Annotated in this window: 17 protein-coding genes and 1 pseudogene; 10 read left to right on the forward strand and 8 right to left on the reverse strand. The window is 47.1% G+C overall.

The annotated features are described in order from the left end of the window. Window positions 1-28 precede the first annotated feature (28 nt). Window positions 29-1,546, forward strand: a complete 1,518-nt coding sequence (locus tag ASG81_RS28380) for a sugar ABC transporter ATP-binding protein (protein ID WP_056642789.1) — start codon at window positions 29-31, stop codon at window positions 1,544-1,546. Window positions 1,547-1,576: 30 nt separating this feature from the next. Beyond that, the gene (mglC, locus tag ASG81_RS28385; protein ID WP_056642793.1) at window positions 1,577-2,593 is read left to right on the forward strand and encodes a galactose/methyl galactoside ABC transporter permease MglC; all 1,017 of its coding nucleotides are present in this window, start codon (window positions 1,577-1,579) and stop codon (window positions 2,591-2,593) included. Window positions 2,594-2,716: 123 nt separating this feature from the next. Here the strand turns inward: mglC and ASG81_RS28390 are convergent, their stop codons facing one another. From ASG81_RS28390 to ASG81_RS28400, 3 genes are read right to left on the reverse strand one after another with little or no spacing between them, the layout of a single operon-like run. Next, on the reverse strand, window positions 2,717-3,697 hold the full coding sequence (locus tag ASG81_RS28390; protein WP_056642797.1) for an ABC transporter ATP-binding protein: 981 nt from the start codon (window positions 3,695-3,697) through the stop codon (window positions 2,717-2,719). A 21-nt stretch (window positions 3,698-3,718) separates the two neighbouring features. Continuing rightward, window positions 3,719-4,537, reverse strand: coding sequence for an ABC transporter permease (locus ASG81_RS28395; protein ID WP_056642800.1), 819 nt, complete (start codon window positions 4,535-4,537; stop codon window positions 3,719-3,721). 10 nt (window positions 4,538-4,547) lie between these two features. After that, window positions 4,548-5,345: an ABC transporter permease gene (locus ASG81_RS28400; protein ID WP_056642803.1), complete on the reverse strand. Its 798-nt coding sequence runs from the start codon at window positions 5,343-5,345 to the stop codon at window positions 4,548-4,550. A gap of 316 nt (window positions 5,346-5,661) precedes the next feature. Between ASG81_RS28400 and ASG81_RS28405 the strand changes: the two genes are divergently transcribed. Further along, window positions 5,662-6,864, forward strand: coding sequence for an ATP-binding protein (locus tag ASG81_RS28405; RefSeq protein ID WP_162255083.1), 1,203 nt, complete (start codon window positions 5,662-5,664; stop codon window positions 6,862-6,864). A gap of 103 nt (window positions 6,865-6,967) precedes the next feature. Here the strand turns inward: ASG81_RS28405 and ASG81_RS28410 are convergent, their stop codons facing one another. After that, window positions 6,968-7,861 (reverse strand): HAD hydrolase family protein, encoded by an 894-nt coding sequence (locus ASG81_RS28410; protein ID WP_056642808.1) that lies wholly within the window; start codon window positions 7,859-7,861, stop codon window positions 6,968-6,970. 21 nt (window positions 7,862-7,882) lie between these two features. Next, window positions 7,883-8,230: a YkgJ family cysteine cluster protein gene (locus tag ASG81_RS28415; protein WP_056642811.1), complete on the reverse strand. Its 348-nt coding sequence runs from the start codon at window positions 8,228-8,230 to the stop codon at window positions 7,883-7,885. Between the two features lie 276 nt (window positions 8,231-8,506). On the opposite strand from ASG81_RS28415, the gene ASG81_RS28420 reads away from it, so the two are divergent. Both ASG81_RS28420 and murI read left to right on the forward strand, forming a co-directional pair. Further along, the gene (locus ASG81_RS28420; RefSeq protein WP_327205200.1) at window positions 8,507-10,393 is read left to right on the forward strand and encodes an LTA synthase family protein; all 1,887 of its coding nucleotides are present in this window, start codon (window positions 8,507-8,509) and stop codon (window positions 10,391-10,393) included. 189 nt (window positions 10,394-10,582) lie between these two features. Further along, window positions 10,583-11,380, forward strand: a complete 798-nt coding sequence (murI, locus tag ASG81_RS28425; protein WP_056642814.1) for a glutamate racemase — start codon at window positions 10,583-10,585, stop codon at window positions 11,378-11,380. A gap of 145 nt (window positions 11,381-11,525) precedes the next feature. Here murI and ASG81_RS28430 read toward each other — a convergent pair whose 3' ends face one another. After that, complete coding sequence (locus ASG81_RS28430) at window positions 11,526-12,290, reverse strand: exodeoxyribonuclease III (protein ID WP_056643267.1); 765 nt, start codon at window positions 12,288-12,290, stop codon at window positions 11,526-11,528. A gap of 147 nt (window positions 12,291-12,437) precedes the next feature. Here ASG81_RS28430 and ASG81_RS28435 point away from each other — a divergent pair, with 147 nt between their 5' ends. The 4 genes and pseudogenes from ASG81_RS28435 (at window position 12,438) to ASG81_RS28445 (ending at window position 15,936) form a co-directional block, all read left to right on the forward strand. Further along, window positions 12,438-13,991 (forward strand): GMC oxidoreductase, encoded by a 1,554-nt coding sequence (locus ASG81_RS28435; RefSeq protein ID WP_056642817.1) that lies wholly within the window; start codon window positions 12,438-12,440, stop codon window positions 13,989-13,991. A gap of 293 nt (window positions 13,992-14,284) precedes the next feature. Further along, on the forward strand, window positions 14,285-14,689 hold the full coding sequence (locus ASG81_RS28440; protein WP_056642820.1) for a VOC family protein: 405 nt from the start codon (window positions 14,285-14,287) through the stop codon (window positions 14,687-14,689). Window positions 14,690-14,738: 49 nt separating this feature from the next. Next, window positions 14,739-14,951: pseudogene (locus tag ASG81_RS30465) on the forward strand (zinc ribbon domain-containing protein); the annotation flags it as partial. Between the two features lie 103 nt (window positions 14,952-15,054). Next, window positions 15,055-15,936 carry an AraC family transcriptional regulator gene (locus ASG81_RS28445; RefSeq protein WP_056642822.1) on the forward strand — a complete coding sequence of 294 codons (882 nt, stop codon included), beginning with the start codon at window positions 15,055-15,057 and terminating at the stop codon, window positions 15,934-15,936. Between the two features lie 63 nt (window positions 15,937-15,999). Here the strand turns inward: ASG81_RS28445 and ASG81_RS28450 are convergent, their stop codons facing one another. Further along, window positions 16,000-17,409 (reverse strand): HEAT repeat domain-containing protein, encoded by a 1,410-nt coding sequence (locus ASG81_RS28450; RefSeq protein ID WP_056642826.1) that lies wholly within the window; start codon window positions 17,407-17,409, stop codon window positions 16,000-16,002. Window positions 17,410-17,740: 331 nt separating this feature from the next. Further along, window positions 17,741-17,926, reverse strand: a complete 186-nt coding sequence (locus ASG81_RS28455) for a hypothetical protein (protein ID WP_056642829.1) — start codon at window positions 17,924-17,926, stop codon at window positions 17,741-17,743. Between the two features lie 810 nt (window positions 17,927-18,736). Between ASG81_RS28455 and ASG81_RS28460 the strand changes: the two genes are divergently transcribed. Continuing rightward, the gene (locus tag ASG81_RS28460) at window positions 18,737-19,162 is read left to right on the forward strand and encodes a DUF6157 family protein (protein ID WP_056642832.1); all 426 of its coding nucleotides are present in this window, start codon (window positions 18,737-18,739) and stop codon (window positions 19,160-19,162) included. The last annotated feature ends 227 nt before the right edge of the window (window positions 19,163-19,389 follow it).

The raw sequence follows: 19,389 nt of genomic DNA on the forward strand, positions 1-19,389 counted from the left end.
GGCGGATTGGATAAAAGGAGGCTATACAATGGCAAAGCAGCATCCTTATTTACTTGAAATGAATGGAATTACGAAGACGTTTCCGGGTGTTAAAGCGCTGGACAATGTAACGCTGAAAGTACGGCCAGGTACGGTTCACGCTCTTATGGGCGAGAATGGTGCAGGCAAATCTACATTGATGAAATGCTTGTTTGGCATATATAAGCCGGATGCCGGCGAAATTTTTCTGGATGAACAGAAGGTCGAAATTAAAAACTCGAAAGATGCTTTGAACTTCGGCGTCTCTATGATTCATCAGGAGCTTCATCCGGTGCCGCAGCGCAGCGTGATGGAAAACATTTGGCTTGGCAGATTTCCGGTTAAAGGCATTCCGCCTTTCCGGTTTATTGATCATAAAAAGATGTACCGCGACACGGTAGCGCTGTTCGAGGATTTAAATATGGCGATCGACCCGAACCAGCTTGTCGGCGAATTATCGGTATCCAAAATTCAATCGCTCGAAATTGCCAAAGCAGTATCGTTCAACTCGAAAATTATCGTAATGGATGAGCCGACTTCATCGCTTACAGGCAATGAGGTGGAGCAGCTGTTCGCCATTATTAACAAGCTGCGGGCACGCGGTGTTTCCATTATTTATATTTCGCACAAAATGGAAGAAATATTGCGCATATCGGATGATGTTACAATTATGCGCGACGGTAAATATATCGGTACTTGGCCGGCGCCTGAGCTGACGATCGATACGATTATTACCCGCATGGTTGGCCGTGATTTATCTGAACGGTTCCCGGAGCGGACCAACAAGCCTGGCGATGTCATGCTGCGGGTGGAAGGTTTAACTTCGACTCAACCGCATTCCTTCAAAGACGTATCGTTTGAGCTTCGCAAAGGGGAAATACTCGGCATAGGCGGGCTTGTCGGCGCGCAGCGTACGGAGCTGGTCGAAGCGCTGTTCGGACTTCGTTCTGTGAAATCGGGCGCTATTTACAAGAATGGCAAGCCGATCACCGTTAAGTCGCCAATTGATGCTAAGAAGCACAAAATAGCGCTGCTAACGGAAGAGCGGCGGGTAACCGGTATTTTTCCGGTCTTGTCCGTGATGGAAAATACCGCCATTGCTAACTTGGGCATTTACGAAAACCGCTTCGGTTTCCTGAATGAGTCAAGGATGAGAAAAGAGGCCGTAAAAGGCGTCGAGAAATTCAAAACGAAAACGCCGTCTGTCGATCAGCTTATCCGCAACTTATCGGGAGGCAATCAGCAAAAGGTGCTGCTGGCTCGTTGGCTGCTTACCGATCCCGATATTTTGCTGCTGGATGAACCGACACGGGGCATCGATATCGGCGCGAAGTACGAGATTTACAGCATTATTATCGAGCTCGCGAAGCTAGGAAAAAGCATCATTATGATTTCGTCGGAAATGCCGGAGCTGATCGGGATGTCGGACCGCATCATGGTGATGTCGGAAGGGCGCTCGACCGGCATTTTGAACAGCAATACGGCGAGCGAACAAAGCATTATGCGGCTCGCGGCACAGACGGGCTAATGGGTGAGGATTTAAAGGAGGTTAAGACAAATGGACGCTGCTAAAGGCTTAAGACTAAAAAATATTTTTTCGCAAAACGCAATTTGGATTGTGCTTGTCGCATTGATTTTAGGAATCGCAGTTATCGATGCAAACTTTTTGTCGATCACAACGCTTAGAGATATGATGGTGCAATCCTCGACGAGGGTTATCATTGCACTTGGCGCCGCTTTTGTACTTATTACAGCGGGCACAGACTTGTCGGCCGGACGCGTAGTCGGCCTCAGTGCAGTCGTATCCGCATCGATGCTGCAAATGCCGGATTACGCCAGCAAGTTTTTCCCTAACATGCCTGAGCTGTGGCTTGCTATCCCGATCGTTATTGCGATTGTGGTAGGTTTGCTGGTCGGACTTCTGAACGGTATCATTGTAGCGAAGTTTAACGTTCCGCCGTTCATTGCGACACTCGGCACGATGGTCGCGGTTTACGGGGCGAACTCGCTCTACTTCGATATGCCACCGAACAACTCGCAGCCAATCGGCGGTTTGCGCAAGGATTTCACGGAGCTTGGAACAGGCGCGGTTGGCGGCGGTCAATTCTCCATTCCGTATATCGTTCTCATCGCTATTTTCGTAGCTTTTATCGTTTGGGTCGTATTCAATAAAACCCGCCTTGGCAAAAACATGTACGCAATTGGCGGCAACATTCAGGCGGCGCATGTATCCGGGATTAACGTTGCACGCAACCTGATGTGGATATATGCGATCGCAGGCGCTTTGTACGGCTTGGCCGGCGTGCTGGAAGCGGCGCGTACAGGCGGTGCGTCGAACAACTACGGTAACATGTATGAGCTTGATGCCATCGCGGCGTGTGTCGTCGGCGGCGTTTCGACAACCGGAGGCGTAGGCCGGGTGAAGGGAATTATCGCAGGCGTTCTCATATTTACCGTCATCAACTATGGTTTGACTTATATCGGTATCAATCCGAACTGGCAGCTGATTATTAAAGGCTTGATTATCGTCGTTGCCGTCGCATTCGATATTCGCAAGTATGTAGCGAAAAAGTAATAAGCTTAAAGTGGCTGTCTCAAAAGGTCTAAAAACCTGAGAGACAGCCATTTTTTGATTTTTGTAAGCAGGTGAATTCGGCCGATTTGATGATGAAAAAAGCGGTTTTATTGATTTTTAGTTTTAAGTCGTTTTGTACACTTCCCGGATCGCATCTTCGATGTCTGGCTCCTTCACGCTCAAATCCTGAATCGGCAGCTTCTGCGACAGATCGGAAATAAGCTCTGCTGCGGATATGCGCTCCTTCTCGAACTGATACCAAATTTTCAGCCCGTCGCATTTAATGATTTCCGCAGAAGGGTGCGTTAGATCATCACATGGATGCTGCAGTTCAACGACAAGCAGACGATGAGGCGTTAGCTTATGAATAAGCGATTCGATGGGGCCATCCTCCACGACTTTTCCGTGATTGATGACGACCAAACGGCTGCATAGCTCCTCGACATCATCAAGGTCATGCGTCGTCAGAATAACGGTTACTCCCCGTTTGTGGTTTATTTCCTTGATGAAATTGCGAATGGCATACTTCGCGTCTGCATCGAGGCCGATCGTCGGCTCATCGAGAAACAGGATGGACGGCGAATGGAGCATGGCAGCAGCCAAGTCGCCGCGCATTCGCTGCCCAAGAGACAATTGACGCACCGGCGTGTTGATAAACTCGTTTAGCTTAAGCACATCGCTCAGTATGGTCAAGCTTTCTTCATAGCTGGTTTTATCGATTTGATAGATTCGCCTTAATAGCTCAAATGACTCGCCAAGCCGCAAATCCCAATAAAGCTGCGTCCGCTGGCCGAATACGACGCCGAGCTTACGCACAACAGATTTTCGGTCTGCTTGAGGAGAGACGCCGCATACCTTAATGGACCCGGAGGTAGGATGCAAAATGCCGGTTAACATTTTAATGGTCGTGCTTTTCCCTGCGCCGTTAGGGCCGATATATCCGACGATTTCTCCGGGATTAATCGAGAAGCTGATGCCGTCTACCCCGCGAACCGTACTTTTCTCAGGAAACAAGAGACCTTTGAGCGCTCCCCGCAGTCCGCTTTCTTTTTTCGTTACGATATATTCCTTAATTAAATCATGAACCTCAATTACGGCTTCCACGTTTGCCTGCACCTCGCTTTATTATGAGCCAGCACTCTCGTAGCTCTTCATTCCGATTCGAAAGACCCATTGCGACAAGAAGAAGCATACCAATCCAATAGCCGGAGTCATCAGTGCGAAGCTAAGCGGAAGCTGCAGCCCGTCGCTGCTTTTTCCTAAAAACTGGGCTGCCGGATAGAAACTGATAAACCCGATTGGAATCACAAACGTGAAGAGCGCCTGAATGATATGCGGATAAATAGTGAGTGGATACATCGTTCCGCGCTCCAGCATGCCAAGGGCAAAGCCTACCATTGAAGCATTTCTTTTGGTCCAGAAAGCAATCGTCCCTAGAGTGATGAATAATGCGGCGCGAATGAAGACGCCTCCAGCCAGTACCAGGAGCAGCTTAACGACATTAAAGAAGGTCCATTCGAAGCCGACTAATTGACAGCCATAAACGAAAATGATAATACCTGGAATACAATCGATGAGACCGATAAAGTTGACATAGCTCGCGACCAGCTGGAAGAAGACGTTCATTGGGCGCAGCAGCAGCCGGTCGAATTGCCCGTCAATAACCATGTGGTCGATATGCCATGTATTAATGAAGAAGACGACAAAAATGCCATGACTGATCAGGCCTAGACCGTAAAGAAATGTAAGCTCGGGAAAATCCCAGCCGTTCAGCGGCTGGAAGCGGTCGACGATGATTTTCAGCATCCAAATGCCTGAGAAATACTGAATGGGAATCATAAGGAGCCAGCTGAACAAAAATAGCGGATATTCAAGCTGACGCTGAATAGCGAGCCGGGCAAAGCAGGCTGCAACAGAGACGTAATGACGTATGGATGATACCATCGAGTGCCGTTCAGCCTCCTTGGATTAATGTCTTCGTCTTGGTTCGCTTCCATCCGGCCGCAAGCAGCATAAACAAGATGGCAATCCATATGATCTGAATGCCCATGGCCGCGAGTGCCTCTCTAGTTCCGATATTGCCTATGTAAATGCCGAGCGGCGTCTGATAGGTATATTGAAAAGGAAGAAATTTCGATACCGTCTGAACGCTTTCCGGAAAAAACCAGAGCGGCACGATGCTGCCGGACAATACGCGAACGATGCTGTCCTTGACCATGCCCATATTGCCGATCTCCATAACCCAGAATGCAATTAAGCCTACTAGCGCGCTAAGAAGCCATAAAATGCCGTAGCTTAATAGACAGCAGGGGATAAACAGCAGCAGGCTAATGCCGGAAGACGGCCAAGGGACGCCAAAGAAAAGAGCAGCGAACAGGAATAGAGGGAGTACTTTATTGATCAATGCGCTCAGCATGCCTCCGATATCGTCAGCCAGATAACAGGCGAGAAGAGGGATGGGGCGATAAAAGTCGGTAACAATCTGTCCATCCCGGATTTTGCGGTAAATGGTGTCCTGCACGCCGCAGACGTATACCGACGACAGCATGATGGATAGGATGGTGTAGGTAGTCAGATCCTGAAGATTAAGGGTATTAACCTGCTGGGTGCCTCCGCCATATGCGGCTTTCCACAGGAACACGGATGCCAGCATCAGAATGAGATTGGTGCCTACGGAAGCAAAAACCTCAAAGCGATAAGCCAATCCGGTAAGCAGCTTCATTTTTGTAATATACCAATAAGCATAAAGCATAGATGACCCCCTTAAAATACTCACTTTTGTAAATATTTATCAGTATAAGAGTATGTGAGAGCGGTTGCAACAAAATTCTACACTGCTTATATAAACTTTGTAAACATTTTCACGAGAAAGGAGGAAAAGTTCACCCTCATATGGAATGTTCACTTGTTAAGGAAATGAGTCTTCGAATAAAATATGCTTCTGTGAGCTAAAACATAAAGAAAAGAAGGGAATTTAGATGGGCTCAAGTAGACAGAAAAAGTCCAATGAAAGATTTGAAATTTTAAAAATCGTTTTAGTCTTTATTATTATAACAGGGTTATGGATAGTGTTTACAGATTATATGTTATTTGTAATCTTCGAGAATGAGGAAACGATAACTCGATTACAAACGATTAAAGGCTTCTTATTTATCGTTGTAATGGCTTGGCTGCTTTATTTATTTATGCAGCGTAACAATTTTAAGCGGAATCAAATTGAAGAAATGCTTCGTGACAGCGAGACCAGATACCGGAGAATCATAAAGCTCTCGCCTGAACCCATCACCATCCATAGCGACGGTATTTTGATATATGCGAATGATGCTGCTTTGAAAGTAGTCGGGGCAACCAAAATGGAGGATGTGTTAGGTAAACCGCTCTTTGATTTTTTACATCCCGATTATCATGAGATGGTAACAGAACGAATTCAGTCTATCATACCGACGGAAGAACGTGCGGAATACATCGAGCAGAAGATTATCCGATTGGATGGAGAAATTATAGACGTCGAGACCTCATGCATCTGTATTGATGAATATTTGGGAAAGCCCGTCATTCAAAATGTGATAAGAGACATAACGGAGCGAAAGCGAACGGAGGAAATGATCCGGAAGTCTGAAAAGCTCTCTGTAGTAGGTCAGTTGGCGGCGGGGGTTGCGCATGAAATCCGGAACCCATTGACTTCTTTGAAAGGGTTTTTACAATTATTAAATTCCAAAAATCTTGGCTACAAAAATTATTTTGAGATTATGCAAGCCGAGGTCGAACGGATCAATTTTATCGTCAATGAATTTATGATTGTTTCAAACCCGCAGGTAGTCCGCTCTCAAGAAAAGAAAAATGTGGAAAGTATAATCCAAAATATCGTCATGCTGCTTGGCGCACAGGCAAATCTTATGAATGTGCAAATTGTAACTGAAAGTGAAAGCGGTTTACCTTTAATTAAGTGTGATGAAAATCAGCTGAAGCAGGTTTTTATAAACATTCTTAAAAATGCTCTGGAAGCGATGAGCGACGGCGGCATAATCCGTATTCAAGTCAAGAATATTCAGCCTAATGAACTATTAATCCGGTTTATTGATCAAGGCATTGGCATCCCTGAGGATCAACTGCCAAAGCTGGGCGAACCGTTTCATTCCACCAAAGAGACAGGAACGGGGCTCGGATTAATGGTAACGAATAAAATAATAGAAGGACACAAGGGGAGTATAACTATAACGAGTAAAGTTAACCAAGGGACAACCGTTGAAATCATCCTTCCAATTGAATAACCATTTTGGATTGACCAGCCGCAAGGGATGCAGTCACGTAATCGTGAAAGGCATCCCTTATTTAAAATATAAGAATTTATAAGTTTCACATTTATAAATAAGCTTATATTTCACCGCGAAACGAGCTGTTGCCACCAAAGGATGGCGACAGCCGTTTACGCTTGACAGTCACGCCAGCAATATATTTTGCAACGCCGTCCTCATCGTTACTCTTTGCCACATGCGTCGATAGACCAATAAGCGTTGAATGTGCATTGGACACGGCGACCTTGGTTCCTGCCGCTTCAAACATCCCTAAATCGTTAAGATTATCTCCAAATACCGTCACTTCTTCAGGTTGACAATGCATAAGCTCGGACCATTGCTTAAGGCCTTCCTTTTTATTCGCCATGCGGTGACTAAACTCCAGAAAATAATGATTTTCTATATATTGATCCTTCATAAGGTGGACATGAACAAGGTTTCCGAATTTTTGCTGTATTTCAGCTTTTAACGGTTCAAGCTCTTCAAGCAGACCAATATAAGTAATGATAAGCGTTCTAAACGAATCGGGGCATTCCAACTGCGGCATTTCTCCAAAGCGGGGATCACCAGGGCGGCTTTCGTAAAATTTCAAATCACCGGTCCGGAGCAATTTCTCATGCAGAACACGTTCCTTATCTTCCTCATCAAGCGCAAATAAAAACGGGATCAGACTTTTTTCTCTTCCCAATTGAATGATTTCATTCGTCGTTTCGATACCCAGCCAATATCCGCCAATGACCTTAGAAGAAACCGGATCAAAAATAACGGCGCCATTATATAAAATAATAGGGTACTTCCAAGGAATAACAGAAACGATTTTGTGAGAGCTGATATAGCTTCTTGCGGTTGCATAGCTAATGATAATACCTTGCTTCAAAGCGTTGTTAATGACGTTAATCGTATACTCGGACAAGGTTGCATCCGATTGCAGCAGCGTTCCGTCGAGATCGGTAAGAAAATGTTTATTAGGCAAAGAGAGCGCCCCCAAATATTGTTATTTGAAATCCTTCCAGGTATAGTCCACGCTTAATAGACCAGCAGTTATTTCTTCCACGTTCCAATTGCCCGCTCTGGCTGCGTCCGGTTTGCGAAAACAAATTAAATTTTTATACAATCCGAACGCCCGGCATATTGACGGTCTTACGGAATGAATGCCGCACCTGTCTTTTACAAGATCGTAAAAAATGCAGGTACCCGGATACCTGTCCTGGTTTTCGAGCTCTAAGCGGATTTTATGAGGCATCGATTTTATCTTTTTCTTTATACTTTTGAGCTCCTGCTCTGTGACAGGAACAGGTCCGCAGCACAGCCCCCTACAACCTTTACATGGAAGACTTTCCATAATAGAACCCCCCGTATCGGATTAGGTGATTTATAAAAAACAGATAATACCTATATACCATTCACGACAGAAGAATTCAATATAAAAATTAATTATTATACCATAAAAATATATTTTTGTCAATAGACAGTTACTGGTGCCTTTCAATCGTTTCCTACTTATTGGCCGTTGCTTTTGCCTTAATAATATCTTAATATTAATGTTTAGATTAGCCGTCATCTCATGACGGTTTTTTCTATTTGCTAACATGTATTTATTTATAAGGAGTGAAAGAGCTTGGAGTTTACATCTAAACGTTACGGAAGATCACCGTTTATACTCATATTTATCGTCATCATGCTGAAAATGATCTTGTTTCGCCATTTCGTCTTTCAAGGCATTCAGGCGGGTCAACTGCTGACGGATGCGGCTGCTGTGCTCAGCTTGTTATTGCTGGTGGAGATGATTACCTCCGCGAAGTGGAAGGGGGTTGTGTTCGGCTCGCTGAACGCGCTGCTCTCGCTGCTGCTGTTCGCATCTACGGTATATTTTAGCTACTATGGTACGGTGCCTACCTACATCGCGCTGCATGGACTCGACCAGGTGCTGCAAATTCGGACGAGCGTAGATTCGATCATACAACCTTTGTATTATTTGTTTTTTGCAGATGTTGCTGCGTTAGCTGTTCTATCTGTCGTTAACCGCGTTAAAGGCATTCGCAGCGAGGGACGCGAGCGGATCGCCAAGCCGTCGTTTACAGGCATTGCATCTATTTTGTGTGTAACGGTATCAGGCGGATACATTTGGTCGGGCATCGCCATTCCGAATGAGATTGTGCAAGCCGAGAGCTTGGGCTTTCTTGATTATCAGGTGGCAGCGGCGATAAAGGCGAATAAAGAGAAGACCGCACTCCGCAGCGGAAGCGTAGAAGAGACTGCTGCCAGCGCGGATGCGCTTCAGGCCTCTTATTTTGACCAAGCGGGGGATACGGCGTCCGCAGGCACGCCTAATTACTTTGGCTTCGCCAAAGGGAAAAACGTCATCGTCGTTCAGCTGGAGGCGTTCCAAAATTTTGCGATCAACCTCTCGGTCGATGGACAGACGGTCACTCCCGTGCTTAATCAGCTGGCTAAGGAAAGCTTCTACTTCCCGCATGTTTTTCAGCAAATCGGGCAAGGCAACACGTCGGATGCCGAATTCATGTCTAACACTTCCATTTATCCGACGGGTGTAATTGCCATGTCTACAGGCTACGGCGACAGAGTCGTGCCTAGCCTTCCCAGACTTCTGGGAGAGGACGGGTATGAGTCAAATACGTTCCATATTAACGATGTGACGTTCTGGGACCGTAACCGGATGTATCCTGCACTGGGATTTACGGCATACTATGATAAGCCTGCTTTTGAAAACGATCATTTCAATTCCTTCGGCGCTTCCGATGAGGAGCTGTACAAGGTTGGTTTAGAAAACCTTCAGGCGCTGGCAAAACAAAATAAGCCATTCTATGCGCAGCTCGTGACCACCTCGAGCCATCATCCGTTCAAGGTGCCGAGCAAGCTTCAGCGGATTACGATGCCGGATTCGCTGGAAGGCACCCAGCTCGGTGACTATTTAACGGGTCTAAATTATACGGATTATGCACTCGGAACTTTTATTGAAGGGCTCAAGTCAAGCGGTTTATGGGAAAATACGGTGCTGGTCGCATACGGTGATCACTCCGGCCTGCAAACGAAGGATAACGATCCTGCATGGGTCAGTGAGCAGCTCGGCATTCATTATGACGGGCAGATCAGCCGCTTCAACATTCCGCTGTTTGTGCATGTGCCGGGCGCTGAGGGGAAGGTCGTGGAGCAGACAGGCGGTCAAATGGATATTATGCCGACGATTTCCAACCTGCTGGGTATATCGCTGAAGGATAAGGGATATACCGCATTTGGCCACGACCTGCTTAATATTACCCGAAATGTGGTAGGTATGAGGTATTATCTCCCGACCGGCTCATTTTTCAACAATGACATTCTTTTCGTGCCGGGCAAAGGCTTTGAGGACGGTACCGCTATCGATATTAGAACGAAGGAGCCGGTGGCCGATTTCAGCCGATACCGCGACGATTACGATTATATATTGGAGCTCATGAAGCTTTCGGACGATTATGTAAGGCTGCTGCCGAAGCGGGCGCCATAGAATAGGGAACGCCTCTTGTCCGCCTAGGACAGGGGGCGTTTTTGATGATTACAGACAAAAAACCGAAAGTCGAATGGTTACGCTTGGCCTGGATACAATTATAAGCTTTATAGGAAGGAGGCAATGAGTTAATATGGAAAGAGCACAATATGAATATTCTATTCCATAAACGTAAGGAATCGATGAGACATGCGAATTGGTTTTTTTGATTCAGGGATTGGCGGGCTTACCGTGCTGGCGGAAGCGCTCCGAAGGCACCCTGACAAGGATTTTCTTTATATGGCGGATACGCTTCATGTTCCTTATGGCACGAAGTCGAAGGAGGACGTGAAAGGGTATATTTTGGAAGCGGTTGGAACGATGATGAACGAGGGCATTGATGCGCTAGTCGTAGCTTGCAATACGGCGACCAGTATTGCGATAACCGAGCTGAGAGAGCGCTATTCGCTTCCGATTGTCGGTATGGAGCCTGCAGTCAAGCCGGCGGTCGAAATGAACAGCGCAACAGGTAAAAGAGTGCTCGTCTTCGCAACGCCTTTAACGCTTCAGCTGCCTAAATATTATGCGCTCGTATCCCGCGTTGACGATACGGGAATCGTAGATTCGCTCCCGCTGCCGGAGCTTGTGCATTATTGCGAATCGCTGCAATTCGATAAGCAAATTATGAATGAATATTTTCGGGCAAAGCTCGCGGGCTATGAGCTGAATGATTACGGCATAATCGTGCTCGGCTGTACGCATTACCCGTTTTACAAGGACATTTTGAGAGAGCTGCTTCCGGATCATATTGCGATTGTCGACGGCAACGTCGGAACGGTTAAGCGGCTGTCCGCATTGCTCAGCCGCTATGGCATCGCTAGGGGCGGCGGAAGCGGGAACGTTCAATTCATGTGTACGGGCAATGAGCCCGGCTATATCGATAAAATGCAGACGGCGCTCGCATATTTACGGGAGAAGGACAACTTGACGGAGACGGAGCCCTTTTGAACAGAAAATAGGCGGACAACACTCATCCACGAGTGTTGTCCGCCTATTTTGTTAAAATATAAGAATTTATAAGTTTCACATTTATAAATAAGCTTATATTTCACCGCGAAACGAGCTGTTGCCGCCAAAGGATGGCGACAGTCGTTTACGCTTGGATGTCCTCGATATGCAGCAGGACCGGACAATGGTCGCTGCCTAATATGTGCGCGTCTATTTGCGCGTCGATAAGCAGCGGGCTCAGCCTTGATGAGGCTAGGAAATAATCGATCCGCCATCCCACATTCCGCTCGCGCACCTTTGGCATGTAAGACCACCAGCTGTACACATCTGCACGATTCGGGTAAAAATGTCTAAACRTATCGAGGAAGCCGCCCTCCAGCAGCTCCGTCATCTTGCCGCGCTCCTCCAGCGTAAATCCGGAATTTCCCAGATTCGGCTTCGGATGCTTCAGATCGATCTCCTGATGGGCGACATTCAGATCGCCGCAAACGATCACGGGCTTCAAGGTATCCAGCTGCTGCAGATAGCTCCGGAACCGGTTCTCCCATTCCAATCTATAGTCCAATCTCGACAGATCGCGCTTCGCATTTGGCGTATAGACGTTAACGAGATAGAAGCCGTCGAACTCGAGCGTGATGACACGTCCCTCGGGCTCTGAATTTTCCTCCAGGCCGTAGTGTACCGAAAGAGGCTTTATTCTCGTGAAAACAGCCGTGCCGGAGTAGCCCTTCTTAAGCGCATAATTCCAATACTGCGAATACTCCCCGCCCAGCTCCATGCTAATTTGTCCCTCTTGCAGCTTCGTCTCTTGCAGGCAAAAGATATCCGCGCCCGTTTCTTTGAAGTAGTCGTTAAAGCCTTTCGTTACGCATGCTCTTAAACCATTAACATTCCAGGATACCAGCTTGATCATTATCTATCTCCTTGCGGTTCTATCGTTTAGTAACTAGTTTATCACAGATCCGGAACTGCTTTTCGAAAACGTATAATGATTGATATTCATGAATAATGATATGGAAGCAACCATTTACCGTGACTATGAAGGAAGTGGTAATAAGTGAGGATTCGTGTGGCTGGAGAAAAAGATAGCCTAAGAACAATAGCCCGCTATTACAAGGTTCCCCTGCAAACAATCGTCTCTCTTAACCCGCATATTAACCATTCAACGCGGAATATTTGTGGTACAGTTGTCAACATCCCCGAGCAGCCAGCCACTCCAAAAACAGTCGCATTTTGTCCTCCCGCATATCCTGACGAACGCCTTAATCATTGGGTGCCGCTTACTCCTTTATCGCAAATGGCAGAAAACGATTACGATGTACTTATTATCGGAACCGGCGCTGGAGGTAGCGCGACGCTTTGGAGGTTATGCGAGCAGCTTGGTAAAAGCGGCATTCGAATCGGGATCGTCGAAAGAGGAGATCTTCTGATCCCGACGCATTCACTGAACGTCCCTACGCTGTGGAGTTGGTCCCGAATGCTTGAGTACTATTTGAGCCCGAAAGTCAGCAGCCCTATTGGAGAATCTCTGCCTGAATATCCGGGCGCAAGGTTAGTGTACGCTCTAGGCGGAAGAACTCTGTTCTGGGGTCTTACCTCTCCACGCATCCCTCCGTTTGAGTTTGCGAGCTGGCCGATTGCTTACAAAGAGTTGGAACCCTACTACAACCTGGCCGAACAAATGATGAATGTCAGTGGAGATAACACGGCGTTAAATAAAGTTCTTCTCCGTCGACTGTGGGAAAGCGGCTTTCCTGAATCCACACTTCTGCCGGATGCGATTGGCCGCGGCATGTACAACAACAACTTCAGCGCCACCCAATTCATCGGGGAAGCCTTACGTCTAGGGTCGTTCGAGCTGGCCGTCAATGCCAGAGCCGTTCGAATCATGACAGAACAAGGCAAGGTCACTGGCGTCCAGGTCAAATCACCCAATAAACAATCTTATATGATTAAGGCAAAAGTGGTGGTCGTGGCGGGAAGCACATTCGAAACCCCGCGTCTGCTGCTAAATTCCGCGATCCCGGGGAAAGCCATTGGACACTATCTCATTAATCATTCTTATTTGCAAACCGGAGGAACCCTGAAACCGAAAGATATCGTGGAAAGCAGTATTTCGCTGTTGATTCCACAAACAGAGAATCGTCCATACCAGTATAAAATAACAGGATATGGAACGGAGATCGTCTATGATATTTCCGGAAAAATTCAGGCCCGTTTTGATAACTTCGTCTATTTAGATCATGACAGGAAGGATGAATACGGCGTCCCTGAAATTCAGATTAATTTTTCTTATAGTGAAACCGATCTGGCCGTTGTTCACCTTATGCAAGAATCAGTGAGGAAAGTGGCTGCCGGCATGAAAGCGTCCGTCCCCGCTGACAACTGCATATGGCCTCCCGGATACGATAACCATGATGCAGGAACATGCCGAATGGGCGATGACCCGGAGACATCGGTCACAAACCGGTATGGTCAAGTCCACAGCACTTCCGGACTATTTATCGCAGACAGCAGCATCTTGCCAAACATTGCTGCGGTAAATCCCCTGCTTACAAACGTGGCCACAGCTATCCGCACGGCAGATCATATCGTTTGCCAATTCCAGTAGGGAGCTTTAACATTTAACAGATAACGGTTCAAGTGGCCGAGTCTCTTTGTACATGAGCCTCGGTTTTTTTTGATAGAAATCGGCATGTTTTCCACGAACCAATTTGATAAGATAAGTACATAAAGAACTCCAATCAGATAGAGGGTGAATATGGACGCGAATAAACACCTGCGCTTAGGTGAACATTCAAAAAGGCGGCCGCCAGCCGTCATACGCAGAACAAAACGGGCGATTAAGTGGTACAACCTGTCATTATACCGAAAGCTGTTAAAACACTATTTGGAGGCGTTCAAATGGATATGAGGGAACAAGGAAGCAACGAAGCTGTCAAAAGCCCCATCATGAACAAGGTAGGCAGTATATTTGTTCCGGTCAAGGATATTGAGAAATCGCGTGATTGGTATTGTCAGCTGCTGGGGCTGCCGAATGATTGTGAAATTATGAATGGCCATCTTTGTCCGCTCCCGATGCAGGGCACAGGCCTTATTCTCGACACGATGCCGATGTGGGGCGGGAAAGAGCCCGGAGGGGCTCCTCCTATTAAGACGCCGGCCTTCATGCTCTTGACGGGCGATCTCCAAGCGTCCTATGATTTTGCGGTGGCGAATCAGGTGAACATGGTCACGGATATTCAGCATGATCACTGGTTCGTCATCAAAGACCCGGATGATAATCTGTTAATGGTTTGCCGGGAGTAACCGTTGATTTTCGATAGGATCGTTGATTTTTGCAATAACGCAGCACCCTAAAGTATCCTGGTGGAAATTTCGTACGATGCTTGTGTACAAAGCAAGCTGGTATGGCAAACGGGTGATTGCCGTAGCGCGTAACTTTGCCAGCAGCCAATTATGCTCCTGTTGCGGAACGAAAAACAAAGACGTGAAGAATCTCGCCTTGCGTGAATGGGAATGCCCAAGCTGCGGCAGCCATCAAACCGTAGGGACTACGGGGATAGCCTAATCTATATATTTGCCCGTTAGGGTAAAGTTCTTAGGAATCCCCTTCTTCAAAAATCAATTGATTTTAAGAAGGGGTAGTTCAATTCAAGGGGACTCGATTACAGATGGAGCTAGGAGCAGAAATGACGATTAGCGGTTCTTGGAAGGCGGGAATAGCGGTGGACGCTGGCTTGAGAACATTTTGGAAGTCCTATTTGTCCGGCTTGCAGCTGCATGTGGCGGTGGCTGAATATACGAAGGTACCCCTTTCGTGGAATGACGAGGATTACACGCCCGATGTAAATAAGCTTTATTATATCCAAGAGGGCGAAGGCTACATTAAGGTCGGGAATCGTACGTTTTATCCGAAGGCAGGCGATCTATGCTTGATGCCTGCGGATGTGATCCAATCCTACGGCACGATCAATACGAACACTTTCGGCAAATACTGGTGCCATTTCACGGCGAAGCTGGGCAATTTCAACCTGTTTCAATTGCTTGAGATGCCTGTCATGCTGACGGTATCCGATCATCCGGCGCTTATGGATAAATTCGAGCGTCTCATGCATCACCATAAGAGCGGGGATTGGACGGCAGACCTGCATGTACAGGCTGTTTTTCTCGAGATTATGGCGATGTTTTTGGAGCAAACCGAGCGGGTTACGATCAACACGCCAGCGACAAGCTCGTTCGAGAAGATGAATGACGTGCTGACTTATATCGAGGAGCATCTTTCCGAAAATATTACGGTAGACACGCTGGCGCAGCTGGTGCATTTTCACCCCAATTATTTCATACGCATGTTTAAAAATACGACCGGGCTATCGCCCATTCAATATGTGAACCGCAAGCGCATGGACAAGGCGAGACAGCTGCTCTCCTTTACATCTATGAGCATATCGGCAGTGGCCGAATCACTGGGCATGGACGCGACTTATTTCTCGCGGCTCTTTAAGGAGTATGCGGCACTATCGCCGAGCGAGTATAGGGAGCTTTCGTTAAAATAGGACGGCGAAATAACAAAGAACCGCGGTTGTTAAACCAGTGGTTCTTTGTTTGCGCTTAAAGGATCAAGGATAAAAGGCATTCGCGGGCGTAGTTGTTGTACACCAGCGCGCATTAAACAGCGACTTAATTAGGATATCCTTCGCTTCTTCCGTGCCGATATAGCGGAGCGCTTCGAGTGCATGCGCCCGTACGTAGCGGTTCCCGTCATCGAGTGCTGCCGTCAAAGCCGGAACGGCTGCAGCAGCTGCGGAGCCGAGTTTTGACAGCGAAAGGCTAGCCGTAAAACGAACCTGCGCATCTTCATCGGCTAAGCATGCGATTAAAGCTTCGACCGCGGCAGCAGCGTCTGTCTGAATCATCCCCAGCGCTTCTGCGACAGCGCTGCGTATGGAAAGGGCAGGGTGGGATAACAAACGGGCAAGTCTTGGAAGTGCAGAGCCCGCATGGTGACGCAGCTCGCCAAGCGCGAATATCGCATGGTATAACGTTTCTTCGCGTTCATGCACCAGCGCGGCTGTCAATCCTTCGACGGCATCCGGGCCGACGGCCGAGAGCCCGTAAGCGGAAATACGCGATACGTCCACGCGCTTATGGTGAAGTCCGGCAAGCAAAGCAGCGACGCCCTGCTTGCCATACCTGGCAAGCTCATATGCCGCGTTCAGCGCGTTCGGCTCGAACTTATCCTCTAATGCGCTTGAAAGCTCGTTAATACTCGCTGCATCCGCTGCCCGGGAATTCGCGATACTGCCTACGCTGCCTGACAGCCAATTCCACGTTTCTTCCCATAACGTTTCATGGTTCGCAATAGGCAGATCAAGGCCGGAAGGCTCTTTCCACTCCGCGGCCTGGTTATCCCAAGAGGGCCCGGTTGGAGCTGCCGTACGCATAAATTCGAATTTCAGCATATAGCGGGCATTGCCGAGCACATTCGGCGTCGAGCGATGCCAAATATCGTAATGAATGAGAGCGAATGTACCTGCTTCACCGCTGGCGTAGGCTTCACCGGCAGTCTCATCGGAGACAAAAGTGCATGATTCGTAATTTTGCGTGCCGGGCAGTATGCCTGTCGGGCCAAGCTCACGAGGCGTATTTTGCGGAAAATACATGATCATCGCCCACCATGGATGGTGGTTGCGCATACGCGAGTAGCCAAAGTAGCTGTCCTTATGCCAGCCGCCGGCAGCAGGCAGCGCATTATAATGGCCGTGCCGGTGCGCATGCAGCATGTAGTTCGGCCCCAGCACACTCGTTAATGCGCCCGTAATGACGGGGCTGTCGAATACCTGCTGAATCTCGCGGATTCGCGGCAGCAGGTTGTTGCCGGGGTTGCCCTCTTCGTCATAAACCCGTTTAAGCTCCTCTGTCATCGCAAGATGGAACGTTTCAGGGAAATCCGTTTTTAAGATTAGAAAGCCTTCCGTAACGAATTTTCTCATTTGCTCGTCTGTCAGCAATAGCGGTGAATGATTCATATCATCGATGTCCTCCTATGGTTTGAATTTATAAACCGATTATAGGAGATATCAGGCCAATGCTACATACACGAAACTAAGTGAAGCTTGCATAAAACTAACTTCATCCGCTGCCGGAAATAAGCAAAAAAGGTTAACCGCAAGCGGCCTTAAAAGAGGCTTGTTGCAGTAACCTCTTTTTGTCTTGAATCTTTGAAGATGGTGTTACGCTTTATTATTAATTAGATTTAGGTATCTAGTATCTCCCGTTTTTACCCAGAGTAGAAAATTTTGACGGTTATGAATGATAGTTGTTTTTATTTTCTCCACGATCGTCTTCTTTTGTACGATGTTATTCACCTCTATTCTGTAATAGCGGGCCGCCTGTATCCACTCTTTTACGATCTAGCGCCATTTGCTGTTCTTTAGTAAAGGTGACCCGCAGTTTGGATAGTCCCGTATGTTCGTTGATGTAGACGGTCTTAGACTTACCTTGAATAGTCATGAATAGTTTTGTCCATTCTTCAGGGTTGAACATGTGACCAACTCCCCTTTGAAAGCGCTTTTATACTTAAATATTATGTCCTGGAAACGTGATTCATGCATCCCTCTACGCACTAACTGCCGATTTCAAACATGACTATTTACCTCTATCACTAGCATGGTCAAATTATCGGAAAATTAGTCACTAAAAAGTGTGTAAGGGACTTTTAACTAGTCTATAAATTTAGTCCAATTGATAGATAACAAGCCCCGTAGGCATAATCTGCGGGGTTCTTTTAGTTTAAATATTAAGGCTGATAAACTCCCTCAGAGTGTTTTAGGTTATAACTCGGTCCTAGCTGGCTTATTTGAAGAAAACGAAGGGATTCCCCGAAATTTTTTTTCGAATCTCGGGAGTCATCACGATGGCTGTTATTTCCCTGTATTGGGATATTACCGATGCAGGCAAAGGTATACTTCCGTCGTAATATAATGGTTTGCTTTTCGGTTCTTTTAACAAATGTAAAACCTCCCCTCATAAGCTGCTGAAACATATTTTATCTGTTCGAAAATAAAAAAGCTGTCGATCCATGAAATTCCCAATTAAAACAATGATTGGTGATACCGTTAAGGAACTGGATGGAACAATTGAGAGATACGATGCTCATTACAAATGAAAAAGCACCCAAATTGTTCCACTCATCCCAGCATGCAGGGTGAGATCGTAGTGACCGAGTAACAGAAAGTTAAAAATATGGTATATGCCGTGCATATTTGGGCTGCTCTAAATCACCTCCTGCGAATAATTGTGCATTTGTGAGAAAACGTTATAATAGCTTTATCCTAGGTTAGGAGGCAGACCGCTATGAACTGGAACTACTATAATACGTTCATTACCGTTTCGCCGGACTGCCCGGCGGAGTTCGGGACGGTGCCGCCGGACAAGAAGGGCGGACGGACAAAACCGAGTCTCGAATACGAGCTGGCCGCGAGTCGACCGTACGGGTATACACAGGAAGAGCTGATGTACGAGGTGCATGTTCGCCATAAGGAGATTGCGCCAGAGGAGCTGGAAGCACGGGGGGCGGAAATTCGGAATGAATTTTTTTCGAAGCCGAAGGCTTGTCTAAGGGCCTCCATGCTTCCTAAGAAATATGGCTGGGGCATTCATTTTAACGAAGCTGGCAAAATGGCGCTCGTACCCGTGGAATCAGCTGAATACCATCGCTTCGTTGAAGGCGGGCACGGAAATGTGATCGTGCTGCCGGGTATGCGGAACAGCAAGAAATAACGGCGAATCTGACCCAAACAACGATGCCGCAGAAGCAGCTTCTCTATCATTTATGTTTGGTGTGCAACATTTGTGCAAACGTTGTCATTTGAGCGGGAATTGGTAAATATACATAACGAAACAGGAAAAAACGGAGAAAATGAATTGACAGCACTTTATTTCCAGTATTAATATGAGAGTAGGTAAACGCTTCCAACGCTCTTTTTTTGGCATTAATCGCTGCGGAG

Source organism: Paenibacillus sp. Soil522 (assembly GCF_001428245.1).
Classification (GTDB): domain Bacteria; phylum Bacillota; class Bacilli; order Paenibacillales; family Paenibacillaceae; genus Pristimantibacillus.

Coding starts and splice junctions, on each gene's coding strand:
- ASG81_RS28380 (WP_056642789.1), top strand. CDS start 29: ATGGCAAAGCAGCATCCTTATTTACTTGAAATGAATGGAATTACGAAG.
- mglC (WP_056642793.1), top strand. CDS start 1,577: ATGGACGCTGCTAAAGGCTTAAGACTAAAAAATATTTTTTCGCAAAAC.
- ASG81_RS28395 (WP_056642800.1), bottom strand. CDS start 4,537: ATGGTATCATCCATACGTCATTACGTCTCTGTTGCAGCCTGCTTTGCC.
- ASG81_RS28400 (WP_056642803.1), bottom strand. CDS start 5,345: ATGCTTTATGCTTATTGGTATATTACAAAAATGAAGCTGCTTACCGGA.
- ASG81_RS28415 (WP_056642811.1), bottom strand. CDS start 8,230: ATGGAAAGTCTTCCATGTAAAGGTTGTAGGGGGCTGTGCTGCGGACCT.
- murI (WP_056642814.1), top strand. CDS start 10,583: ATGCGAATTGGTTTTTTTGATTCAGGGATTGGCGGGCTTACCGTGCTG.
- ASG81_RS28440 (WP_056642820.1), top strand. CDS start 14,285: ATGGATATGAGGGAACAAGGAAGCAACGAAGCTGTCAAAAGCCCCATC.
- ASG81_RS28445 (WP_056642822.1), top strand. CDS start 15,055: ATGGAGCTAGGAGCAGAAATGACGATTAGCGGTTCTTGGAAGGCGGGA.
- ASG81_RS28450 (WP_056642826.1), bottom strand. CDS start 17,409: ATGAATCATTCACCGCTATTGCTGACAGACGAGCAAATGAGAAAATTC.
- ASG81_RS28455 (WP_056642829.1), bottom strand. CDS start 17,926: ATGTTCAACCCTGAAGAATGGACAAAACTATTCATGACTATTCAAGGT.
- ASG81_RS28460 (WP_056642832.1), top strand. CDS start 18,737: ATGAACTGGAACTACTATAATACGTTCATTACCGTTTCGCCGGACTGC.